The 12,349-nt window shown below is 34.6% G+C and carries 11 protein-coding genes and 1 pseudogene; all 12 read right to left on the bottom strand.

The window, feature by feature from the left end:
* Positions 1–64 precede the first annotated feature (64 nt).
* A complete protein-coding gene (locus ILT06_RS33315) occupies positions 65–883 on the bottom strand; it encodes a methyl-accepting chemotaxis protein (RefSeq protein ID WP_433848330.1) in 819 nt (272 codons plus the stop codon).
* Between the two features lie 120 nt (positions 884–1,003).
* Positions 1,004–2,017: pseudogene (locus tag ILT06_RS33310) on the bottom strand (HAMP domain-containing protein); the annotation flags it as partial.
* A 282-nt stretch (positions 2,018–2,299) separates the two neighbouring features.
* A complete protein-coding gene (locus ILT06_RS26345) occupies positions 2,300–3,049 on the bottom strand; it encodes a C39 family peptidase (protein WP_222655655.1) in 750 nt (249 codons plus the stop codon).
* Positions 3,050–3,062: 13 nt separating this feature from the next.
* Positions 3,063–3,884, bottom strand: coding sequence for a transporter (locus tag ILT06_RS26340; RefSeq protein ID WP_078183464.1), 822 nt, complete (start codon positions 3,882–3,884; stop codon positions 3,063–3,065).
* 206 nt (positions 3,885–4,090) lie between these two features.
* Entirely contained in the window at positions 4,091–5,341 is a 1,251-nt protein-coding gene (locus tag ILT06_RS26335) for a sensor histidine kinase (RefSeq protein WP_222655654.1), read from the bottom strand.
* Positions 5,338–6,009, bottom strand: coding sequence for a response regulator transcription factor (locus ILT06_RS26330; RefSeq protein WP_001238626.1), 672 nt, complete (start codon positions 6,007–6,009; stop codon positions 5,338–5,340). The genes ILT06_RS26335 and ILT06_RS26330 overlap by 4 nt, the downstream gene beginning before the upstream one ends.
* Positions 6,010–6,159: 150 nt before the next feature.
* Entirely contained in the window at positions 6,160–6,864 is a 705-nt protein-coding gene (locus ILT06_RS26325) for a metallophosphoesterase family protein (RefSeq protein WP_078183462.1), read from the bottom strand.
* A 416-nt stretch (positions 6,865–7,280) separates the two neighbouring features.
* Complete coding sequence (locus tag ILT06_RS26320; RefSeq protein ID WP_222655653.1) at positions 7,281–8,657, bottom strand: ABC transporter substrate-binding protein; 1,377 nt, start codon at positions 8,655–8,657, stop codon at positions 7,281–7,283.
* 21 nt (positions 8,658–8,678) lie between these two features.
* Positions 8,679–9,500, bottom strand: a complete 822-nt coding sequence (locus ILT06_RS26315; protein WP_064477144.1) for a carbohydrate ABC transporter permease — start codon at positions 9,498–9,500, stop codon at positions 8,679–8,681.
* The gene (locus tag ILT06_RS26310; protein ID WP_064477145.1) at positions 9,497–10,429 is read right to left on the bottom strand and encodes a carbohydrate ABC transporter permease; all 933 of its coding nucleotides are present in this window, start codon (positions 10,427–10,429) and stop codon (positions 9,497–9,499) included. The genes ILT06_RS26315 and ILT06_RS26310 overlap by 4 nt, the downstream gene beginning before the upstream one ends.
* Positions 10,429–11,526: an ABC transporter ATP-binding protein gene (locus ILT06_RS26305; RefSeq protein WP_064477146.1), complete on the bottom strand. Its 1,098-nt coding sequence runs from the start codon at positions 11,524–11,526 to the stop codon at positions 10,429–10,431. The genes ILT06_RS26310 and ILT06_RS26305 overlap by 1 nt, the downstream gene beginning before the upstream one ends.
* Positions 11,523–12,089 carry a glycerol-3-phosphate responsive antiterminator gene (locus ILT06_RS26300; RefSeq protein ID WP_064477147.1) on the bottom strand — a complete coding sequence of 189 codons (567 nt, stop codon included), beginning with the start codon at positions 12,087–12,089 and terminating at the stop codon, positions 11,523–11,525. Before ILT06_RS26300 ends, ILT06_RS26305 begins: the two co-directional genes overlap by 4 nt.
* Between the last annotated feature and the right edge of the window lie 260 nt (positions 12,090–12,349).

Genomic DNA, 12,349 nt, shown 5'->3' with positions numbered 1-12,349 from the left:
CCCTAATTGCTGAATAGAAAAATAAGTAAGGTGAAAATAATATCACCTTACTTATCTGCTGTTATTATACTTTAAATTTACTAGTCATCGCTTGTAGTTCTTCGGCCATCCCAGCTAAGTTTTGCGAAGCTGAACTAATTTCTTCCATTGAATTCACTTGTTCTTCTGTTGAAGCAGCAACACTTTGCATACTAGCTGTATTTTCTTCTGCAGCCGCTGCAATTTCATCAATAGCATTTGTCACTTCATTTGCATCTCCAGCAATTCTCTTCGTTGTTTCTACCATTTGATTAACTTGAGAAACAATATGTGTAGTAGAACTTAAAATTTCCGTAAAACTTGCTTTCGTTTTCGTTACAACATCAAGGCCTTGTTGAACTTCTCCATTCACATTATCCATTGCCTTAACAGTATGTTCAATATCCGCCTTAATTTCTGCAATTAAATTTGCAATCTCTCCAGATGATGCTCCTGATTGCTCCGCTAATTTTCTAACCTCATCAGCTACAATAGCAAACCCTCGGCCCTGTTCACCTGCTCTTGCTGCTTCAATAGCTGCATTTAAAGCTAATAAGTTCGTTTGAGTAGCGATGTTTTGAATCGCTTCAGAAATAGCTCCTACCTGCTTTGATTTCTCATCAAGAAGTTTAATAATAGCATCTGAATCGGATACCGATCTAGAAATAGACTGCATTTGTTTTGCTGTTTGTTCAACCAATTCTTCCCCTTCTTCAGCTCTTTCTCTCGCATGTAATGAGGAGATAGAAATTGATTCCGCGCTTCCAGTTACATCTTGAATTGCTGTATTTACTTGTTGTAATGTAGCCGCACCTTCTTCAACACCTTGACTTTGTGATTCAGCCCCACCTGATACTTGTTCCATTGCAATTGTAATTTGATCTGTCGCATCATTTGCTTGCTGTACGCTCGCTGTTAACTCTTCAGCCGATGCAGCGACATGTTCTGCTGAAAAACTAATTTGAGTAATCACATCTTGTAAAGAGGCAGACATTTCATTAAATGAATTCCCTAATTTCCCTATATCATCCTTGGAATGGATTGTAATTTTCTCTGTCAAATCTCCCTTACTAATTTTATGGGCCGAGTCAGCTATTTTTCTTAATGGTCTTGTAATAGACTTTGTAATGAAATAAATTAATACACTACCAAATACAATAGCGATAGCAATGACAATCAAAGTCTTATAAAATACTGGATTCGCAGCTTGGGTAATTTCTTCGTCGAACATAACCCCAACTACTTTCCATCCTGTTTTCTCATTTGTTGCAAAGATTAAATTCTTTTTATCACCTTGTTCTGTATAAGACACATTTCCTTGTTTTTCTTCATAAATTGGTTTAATCCACGGATCAGTAACTTTTGCACCTGGTTTTCTAGATGGATGACTAACAATTTGCTTATTTTGATCTAGAATAACTGCATAACCTTTTTCACCAATGTTAATCATTTTGGAAATTTTTAAGATGTTATCTAAATTTAAGTTAATTCCTATAACACCTTTACCATCTTTTACTTCTTTAGCAATTGTCACTACCATATTTTTAGTAGATGCTGATTGATATGGTGCAGTAACAATTACTTTTCCTTTATTTTCATGTGCTTCTTTATACCAAGATCTATCTGTTGGATTATACCCATCAGCCATTTTGATAAATGGTTCTCTTATAAACTTTCCCGTCTGTGTTCCAATATAAATACCTTCTACTTCTGGATGAAGTTTTATATATTGCGCTAACTTCGTTCTTACTATTTCTTCTTGTCCGTTTGGATATGTATCCTCTGTTAAGACGTCTGCAAAATACGCCGCATCAACAAATTTCTCTTCTATATTTTGAGAAATAACAGTATTTAAAACAGAAATATTTTCCTTTGCTTTACCTGTAATTTGTTGTTCAAAATTTGTTTTGGCAGTTTGATATGAAACACCACCGATAATAAGTCCTGGTATAGTTAAAATAAGAAAAAATGAAATGATTAATTTTTTCTTGATACTCATACATTTAACCCAGTTAAATATTTTTTGCATAATAAGCCTCCTTTATGTAATGTGAATACTTGTGTAATTTTATACAATTAACATATATAAAACAATATATAATGATAACATGTAATTTTTTTGTCAATTATGCATTTTTTCATATTCACTACTTCTAAAGATTTAATCATAAAAAATAAGAGAACTTCAGCTTATATAATAAGCTGAAGTTCTCTTATTTCTTGACAAAAAACACCCACAAAAACTCCTCTTACAGTTCCTTACATCTATTTCCTTACTAATTCATTTAGAGCTTTTCACATAACTAATCGCCTGACTCCCCATTTGCATCCATGCCTTTTCAAATTTTCCTCTCGGCACTTTTATATCTAGGCTATCCTCGAGAGGATCCCGAATATATACAAATTCTTCATCGTATCCAATCAGTACTACACAATGTTCATTATACGTAATAGAAACATCTCCGCTATTTGTTTCCCATGTAGTAAATTCATCTTCATCTAATGGCGCAAATTTTGCATTCGTAATCATAACTACCGGTTGTCCTGATTTTACACTCTTATAAAGTTCTTCTATACTCTTCCCTGTTAAGTCCACAGCTTTATTAGGTAAATACTTTTTCGCTAATTGAAAAAGTGGTCCGTGATATACACCATATCCAGATTCAGAAAAGGTATAAATATTTCCTACAAATCCTTCATTCGGATTCCCACGTACACCATCGTTCATAAAATCAACTTTCTTTATTTCATTTGCTAATTTCATCTTATCCACTGTAATGCCTGCATATTGTAACATCATCGCTAAGCTAGTCACTTCACAGCCTCTATCTAGCTCTGGTAATTGCTGAATTAAAGGTACATTTGATAAGATGACCTTTTCATCATTATTACTAAAATCTGCTTCTTTTCCGCTTTGTATATTGAAGAATGTTAACTTCTCCACATACTTTGTAATGCCATTTGTATATACATTCCATACTGCTATAGCTAGTAAAGCCATACATATATACCACTTCCATCTCCGTATCACTCTCACGCCCTTTTTAGTTCGTTAAATAAGAATAAAACGCGTCAGCATCCGTGCGAATCACCGGTACAAAATTTAGTTCTTTTCCTTTTTCAGGCTGATTTTTTTTAATTTTTTCTGCTAGTTCTTGAACGTTCATATTCATTTTATCCATATTAAGCTCATCTGCCATTTGTAACACTTTTTGTTCATTAATTTCGCTTAATACTTGATATATATCTTTACCATACAAATCAATATGATATTTTTTTGCTTCTTCCTGCACTTTTTGTTCGTACACTTCTTGCGCTAACGTTTCTATCTCTTTTCCTTTTTGTGAAATACCTAACTTCCCTGCTTCCTCTCTTACTTTCGTTCCATAGATTTCTTCCGCAATGTCTTCTATTTCTTTTCCATTTGTCGAAATGCCTAATTTATCCGCTTCATCATTAATTTTAATCGTATTAATTTGATTAATTAAATTTACAATCGTTGTATTCTCTATAGATATGCCTAGCTTTAACGCTTCTTGCTTCACTTTTGTTTCATAGATTTCTTCTGAAAGAGTTCCAACGTCTTTTCCTTCAATCGAAATTCCTAACTGTTCAGCTTCTCTTCCTACTTCCGTCTCATGAATTTCTTTTTCTAGCGTAATTTGTTCTTTCCCTTCCGTTTCAATACCTAGATTCTCCGCCTTTTCTTCTGTATGCACCGCATGTATCTTCCCATTATTTAATTGTTCTTTACTGCGCTGCGTGTAATTTGTCTTTCCTTGTGATGTTTCAGAAGGAGAGGCACCCCCTAATATGCTTAAGCTCATTACTCCAATAGTGAATACCGTCATCATTTTCTTTTTCAAAATTAATTCCTCCCTCTTACACTTTCTTTTCCATCATTCCCTATACATAATCGAAATAACATTATGATCGATATAATCTGCTCAAATACCTTTTTATAATCGCTTCTTCATAGGGCTAACTTTCTGTATATCATACATGTTATAAATAGTTTCTTAACTTTCCCTTAAAAAAAGACGACCTTGTAAAAACAAGATCGTCTTCTCACTTATATTCTTTGGTTTTTAGGGAAATTCACTTCAAAACAAGTACCCCCTCCCCATTTGCTCTCTACTAATATTTTCCCATAATGCTTTTCTACAATCCAATTTGCGATTGAAAGGCCTAATCCCGCTCCTTCTGACGCACTTCTCGCTTTATCACCTTGATAAAAACGATCAAATAATTTTGGGATGTCCTCATCTTTAACCCCTATCCCGTCATCTTTCACCCGTATACGAATTGAGCTGCTCGTTTGCGTACAATCGATTTGAATATGCCCGCCCCCATTTGTATACTTCATCGCATTATCTAACAATATGACCATCATTTGATGAATTCTCTCTCTATCACCCATAAATGATATGTCATGTTCTACTTTTAATATCATCTCTTTTTCTTGATATGAAGCAATTTCCTTATATGGATCTACTATTTCTTCTAACAATTTATCCATTTCAAATGTTTTCTTATCCATCTCAATTTGATTAGAATCCGAACGTGCTAACAATAATAAATTAGTTACAAGCTTAGATAACCGTCTACACTCCTTTGAAATCGTAGAAATATCCATCGCTTTTTCTTCTATTGTCGCAGATGGTGACTGAAATAACACATCCGTTTTTGATTGAATAACTGCAAGTGGTGTCCTTAATTCATGTGATGCATCCGAAACGAATTGCTGCTGTTTTTCCCATGAATTTTGAATGGGTATGAGTGCCCTGCCAGCTAAGAAAAAGCCAATTCCTATTGCACATAAACTTCCTACGCTACAACCTATAACAAGAATTAAAAATAAAGTATTTAGCATCTCTTCTTCAGCTGTTGTATCGCGTACAATTTGAACTATTTTCCCATCTTCTTTAAACGCAAAGGTTCTAAAATATCGTCCTTGCACTTCAATATCTTGCAAATCCCCTAACTTCTTTGGGAAAAACTGATCCAAATTCCCTTCAAAGCTAGAACGAAATTTATGGTTATCTCCCTCTATCTCTACTACTTTCCCATTCCAAGTTATTTTAGTTATCCGGGGATCTCCAATTTTAATGTTCTCCATACGTTTTCTTGGTAATATTTTAGCATCAAATTTTTTTCCAAACTGAGCCTTCATTTTTATAGATTGATCCACTTCATTATAAATACGATTATATGTGTATGAATAAATGATACTGCCTAATACACCTATCAAGATAATAAATACTAATGAATTCAATATAGTCAATCGAATGCGTGTTTTCTGAAACATGCTTCCCTTTTTCATTGTTCTTTTAATATATATCCAATACCTCGAACAGTTTGAATATCTTTCTGATAACCGAATGGCTCTAATTTTTTACGTAAATGATGTACATACACTTCTACAATTGCTACTGTCGTATCTGAATCAAATCCCCAAACACGATCAAAAATTTGTTCACGCATTAAAATCTTTCCGCTATTTTGAACAAGGTACTCTAGAAGCTCATATTGTTTTAATGTTAACTTCATGCTTTGTCCATCTACTTGAACGTCTTTATCTTTTCCGAACAGTTCAATCCCTTTATAACGAATAGTCTGCTTTGTTGTTAAACTACCGCTTCGTCGTAATAAAGCACGAATTCTCGCTTTTAACTCTGGAGCCTGAAATGGCTTAACGATATAGTCATCCCCACCAAAGTCCAAGCCTTTCACGCGATCTTCTAAAGAATCTCTCGCTGTCAAAAATAGGACTGGTGTTTCAATCTTTTCATCACGTATTTTTTGAATTACTTCAAAACCGTCCATTTCTGGCATCATCACATCAAGCAAAATGGCGTCATATATATTTTGTAATGCTAGAAATAATCCATCTTCTCCATTCAATGCTGTATCTACTTCAAATTCATCGCGTAATATTTGGACAATAGACTCTAATAAAGAAGCATTATCTTCTACTACGAGTAAGCGCATATTCTCACCTTCCACCATATCGTTCAATCCTATTTATAATTATATTTTAACGTTTTTCTCAATATAAAATTTGAAAGATTTATTATAAAAATTCTTCCTTAAATTTTTCTTAATAAAAAATTGAAAGAAATAAGATTCCCCTTATCTCTTTCAACTTTTTACTACGTACACCTTTTTACTCGGCAATTCTAAACAATTTAACTGGCCACCATATACAGCACCGCCATCAATCCCTATAATACGATTACTCCCAAAATACACGCCACAATTCTCACTACCATGAAACGTTTTTGTTTCCGTATGACCAAATACAACAACCTTTTCACCACTATACCCACTATGAAACTCATTACGTATCCACATTAACGTATATGGTTCACATTCCGAAACTCGCTTCAATGGCTCAACACCGGCATGTACAAATATATACTCTTCTGTTTCAATGTAATGATCTAATTCTTGAATAAATTTTACATGTTCCTCTAAAACATGCGATTGTAAAATTGGTTTTTGGAAGGCTTCTTCATTAACTACAATATCTTCATCTACAAAGCCATAGCTGTATAAAGTCTTATCTCCACCATTCCTTTTTACCCAATGGTTCCATGAACGTTCTTCATCAGTCGTTAACGCTTTAATCATCATATCTTCATGATTACCCTTTAGAACGAGGGCTCCCTCTTCTTTTAACGCTTTTACCTTTTCAATTACAGCACGCGCATTGGGACCACGATCTACATAATCCCCTAATAAAATCAATTGATCCTGTCTTGCATCATATTGAGCTTCTTCTAATAACTGTTCGAACTTTTCTATTTCTCCATGAATATCACTAATAACAAGAATTCTTTTCATATTATCCCCCTTCTTTCTAAACCACTCTCTTTCTAATTATAGTTCAAAACAACAGAAATTTCTGAATCCATATTCAAAATCACATTTATTACAAATAAAACGATTGTCCTTACAACAATGTAAGTCTCTTGTCATCCAATTCGATAGTTGCAAGTGCTATATTTCCTTATACTAAAAGTAAGAAATGAAACAAAAAACAAGGAGAGATGAGACATGAAAAAAGTGATGGAAGTTGTAGTAGCGGTGGCAGAGGTTTTCGTAAATGGCAAACAAGTTGCAATGGAGTTAAACAAATAATGAAAAGGACAAGATTCATTCTAGACCCTTTACTCATATAAAAGAGATAAGACTTCTTCATTTTTTTGATCCCTTATCTCCTTGAAAAAGCCGTATCCTTTTTCGGATACGGCTTTTTCTTATTTTTGACTCGTACGAGCTGAAATACTAATTGCTCTATCAGTTGCTTTGGCAGCTTCATCTAACGCTTCTTTACTATTCTTTCCGTCATACATTGCTTCTAATGCTTTTACAACTGCATCTCGTGATTCTGGGAATACACTAATTAAAGCCCCTTGAGTTGCTGGAGATTGCTTCGTCGCTTGTAATTGTTCCACTGTTACTTTTAGCTGTGGATATTTTTCATATTGCTCTTTTACTAATGGTTCATTGTATGCATCTGGATTAATAGAGAAATAGCCTGTTGCAGTATGCCATTTTGCTTGTACGTCTGGCTTCGTTAAATATTTCATAAAGTCCCAAGCACCTTGTTGTGTTTCTTCTGAAACCATATTCGTCATCCATAATGATGCTCCGCCAATAACAACACCATTTTGTTTCGAATCCTCTGGATATGGAATATATGACACGCCTACATTAAACTTAGATGCATCAATTAAGTCGCGAACACCAGCTGAAGAATCTAAATACATAGCAACTTGTCCAGACTGGAACGCGGCACGAATATCATCCCAACTTGCTCCATATTTTCCAAGTGCGCCAGCTTTATTTAAATCATCTAACATTCCAAATACTTTCTGTCCTTCTTTATCGTTAAATACCGCCTTCTTTGCAGCATCTTTGCGACCGTTTTCGTTATCTACATATAAAGCACCTTGTGTCGCTAACAATTCTTCAAAGAACCAACCATAATTCAGCATGGAGAATCCATATTGTTTTACATTTCCGCCTTCTTTAATCGTTAACTTTTTCGCTGCTTCTTGTAATTCCGCATACGTTTTCGGAGCTTTTTCTGGATCTAAGCCCGCCTTTGCGAAAGCATCTTTATTATAAATTAGTACTGGTGTAGATGAATTAAATGGCATAGAATACATTTTGCCATCAACTGAATAATAATTTGTAATTGCTTTTTCCAACTTTGAGGTGTCGTACTTAGCTTTTTTTATCCAACTATCAATTGGCGTAATCTTTTTGCTATCAATCATATATTTTGTTGTAATTTCACTCGACTGAACAAGAGCTGGCGCTTCTTTCGTAGCAGACATCGTTCTAAATTTCGTTAAAGACTCTTCATATGTCCCTTGGAACTCTGCCTTTATCTCGTATTTATTCTGTGACTTATTATAGTCTGCAACAAGCCCATCTAGTACGCCTTGTGTTTTTCCACCCATCGCATGCCAAAAACGAATTACAGTCTTATCACCATTTTTTTCAACTGGTGCTACTTTTTCCTGCGCTTCAGATTTCCCCTCCGTTTTACTACTTGAACAAGCGGCACTAGATAATGCCATTGTTGCTGCCATTAATAGAGCAGCACCTTTTTTAACTAAACTCATTTTAATCTCACCTTCTCTTGGTTATTTAATTGCACCTTTTGTTAATCCTTGTTGTAATTGCTTTTGCCCTACAAATAGTAAAATCAGTGTTGGAATGACAATAACCGTAACACCGGCCATTACGCTTCCCCAATCAGTTGCAACTTCTTGAGACTGAAGCTGCTTTACACCAATTTGAACTGTTCTTACTTTTTCATCAGTGGTCACTAAAAGTGGCCATAAGTACATATTCCATGTTGTTAAAAAACTATATACTCCAAGCGTAATAAAACTCGTTTTACAATACGGAATTACGACGCTAAATAAAAACCTTACATTTCCAATCCCTTCAATAAAGGCTGCTTCTTTCAGTTCATTCGGAAGCGTCATAAAATGTTGACGTAACAAGAAAATACCGAAAGCTGTTGCAAAAAACGGCACTGTCATCCCAGCAAAGCTATTGATCCAACCGAAGTTTTGAATCGTTAAAAAGTTCGGTACCATCGTTGCTTCCCACGGAATAAGCATCGTTGAAATAAACAGGAAGAAAATAAGGTTTCTTCCTTTAAACTGTAGAAAGACAAAAGCATAAGCCGCTAAGCTTGATACGATAAGTTGTCCAATCATAACGACTGTCGATACAACTAAACTGTTATACAAGTATGTCAAAAGCGGTACTTTTTGAAAAATATTAATAAAATTATCAAAAGTAAATTGGGTCGGAAATAACCTTCTCATTTGAATATCATCTGGTGTCATAAAGCTTATTAAAAACGCATACAGTACAGGAAAAAACACCATTACTGCACTAATAATGAGCAGCATATATAATAGGAAATTTTGTTTCCACTGTTTAACGATCATTTATAATGCACCTTTCTCTCAGCAAACTTAAATTGAAGTAATGTAGTAATGAAAATGAAAACAAATAATATCATCGCTTGTGCACTTGCTGTTCCAAATTGATGATTCACAAACGCCTCTTTATAAATCGAGTACACAATTAAATTTGTTGCATCATTTGGTCCACCGTGCGTTAAAATATCAATTTGTCCAAAGCTTTGGAACGCACTAATTAACGTTACTGTCACGATAAAGAATAAAGTTGGTGATAGCATCGGTAATGTAACACGGCGAAGCTTATATAAATAGCTAGCGCCATCTATAGATGCACTCTCATATAAAGACGTATCAATATTTTGTAAACCACCTAATATAACTAAAAATGCAAATCCTGTATTCACCCAAACCGTTGTAACCGATACAGAGAACAATGCCCAATCTGGACTCGTTAACCATGCGATTGCAGGTAGATTCATAGAGGCTAATATATTATTAAATAACCCGACACTTGGATGAAATAAAAATAGCCAAATCACCGCACTAGCAGCTACTGATATTCCCATAGTGGAAGAAAATAACACACGGAATAACCCAATACCTCTTACTTTTCCATTTGCAATCAATGCAAGAAATAAAGCGAATATAATACTCGTAGGCACTGTATATACAACAAATAATAAAGTTGACTTTATGCTTTTGTAGAAAGCAGGATCAGAAAATAAGTATTGATAATTTTCTAAGCCAACGAAAAGATTAGCTTCTCCGTGTATATCTGTTAAATAAAAGCTATAGTAAATCGTCCTAAATAATGGATAAAAAAGAAAAATCGAAAATAGTAAAATAGATGGCGCCAAAAATAATAATCCTATTCTTAAATCTTTCGTTTTACTCCATAAACTCTTCTTTTTTGACACTTTTGCTTGTGCTGGTAACTTGCCTACCTCAATCATTATTTCGCCACCACTTTCAACTCTTCTTCAGCTACCACTTTTAATCGTTCATTCGTATTTTGGTGAAAGAAGCATAACTTATCTTGCGAGAATAATAATTTTACTTTGTCACCTTTGTTCAGGAGTAGCTGTCCAATGACTTTTGCACTCCAAGTTATTCCATTTACCGCGAAATTTAATATAGATTCGTTCCCTAATACTTCTACAGATTGTAACGTGAATTCTTGCCCTTCCTCAGACAGTTCAATATGTTCAGGACGCATGCCTATTCGAATTGTTCCTTCTGGTAATTGCTTTAACAGTCCATTAGATAATGGAATTTGCAATTCCCCTATATGTAATACACCTTTTTCTTTGTCCATTTCTCCATCATTTATATTCATCGAAGGAGACCCTATAAAGCTTGCAACAAATTCATTCGCTGGTTCGTTATATATATCAAGCGGTGTTCCAACTTGCTGTATGCTCCCTTTATTTAAGACCATGATACGATCTCCCATAGTCATCGCTTCTATTTGATCGTGAGTAACGTAAATCATTGTAATTCCTAACCGTTGCTGAATTTCTCTAATTTCAATCCTCATTTGCGCACGTAATTTCGCATCTAAATTCGAAAGTGGTTCATCCATTAAACAAATTGGTGCTTGACTCACGATCGCCCTAGCAAGCGCAACACGCTGTCTTTGTCCCCCTGATAATTGTCCTGGCTTCATTTTTACATACTCTTTCAGTCCTACCATTTCAATTGCTTCCATTAATCGCTTTTGTCGCTCTTCTTTTTGTACTTTTCTTACCTTAAGTCCGAATAAAATGTTTTCTTCTACAGATAAGTGTGGATATAGCGCATAATTTTGAAATACCATTGATAGATTACGGTCTTTCGGCTCTAAATCATTTGCAACATGTTCATTAATAATTAAATCCCCCGAAGAAATCTCTTCTAAGCCAGCAATCATTCGTAATAGTGTACTTTTCCCGCATCCTGAAGGTCCAACTAAAACAAAAAACTCACCCTTTTTAATGTGAACCGATACACCTTTAACCGCTGTCTCTTCCGCATTTTTATACACCTTTGAAACATTTTTCAATTCAATCACAAGATTGCACTCCTTTTTTCTTCTTGTATCCATACTTCATAATGACTCGTTGAAATTGCACTTGCTCCTGCACGAATAGCAATTTCCGCATCTTCTCGTGTTTGAATCAGTCCGCCTGCAATAATAGGAAATTCTATTTCCTCTGCTAACCGCTTAATAATGGAAGGCATAATCCCAGGCATAATCTCTACCGCATTCGGTTTAGTCGTTTTACAATTCTCAATTGATTTTGTAAGAGATAAAGTATCAACAATAAAAATGCGTTGAATCGTTTTTAATCCAATTTTATTAGCATTTCGAATTGTCGAACCTTTTGTTGAAATAATACCCTGCGCCCCGATAACATCTTGAATATACAAAAGAGCTTCCTCTGTATTTGTATTTAAACCTTGTATAAAATCACAATGAAGAAATACATCATGTCCATGCTTCTGTAATTCATATACACGCTCTGGTAACTCCAGCATTGAACCAGTCATAAGAAAAACTGTTTTCGGTAATTTTTTGTATGTTTTGTACCCTTTCCAATATTTTATCATCGCAATATAAGGTTCTTTGAACATTTGTTCCACCTAGCTTTTCTATTTTTATCCAAACTAAAAACACCTACTTACATAGAACACCTTTCTCCTTATTTGAACTCTAGGAAATAGAGCACACCTAAGAAAGTGGCACGTTATATGTAAGCGGGTGTTCTCAAATGTTCTCTACCCTAGTTATTCTGTTACCTTTACTATATTACTCATTTATTAAGTCAGTTTTGATAGATTGTTAATTAGGTGTTAATCGAATGTTAATATTCACCATATTTTTTTAACAATAA

This window comes from Bacillus sp. 17RED48 (assembly GCF_019837545.1).
Lineage (GTDB): Bacteria > Bacillota > Bacilli > Bacillales > Bacillaceae_G > Bacillus_A > Bacillus_A wiedmannii.
The sequence above is the reverse complement of the archived record's forward strand: the minus strand, read 5'-3'. Positions and strand labels throughout refer to the sequence as shown.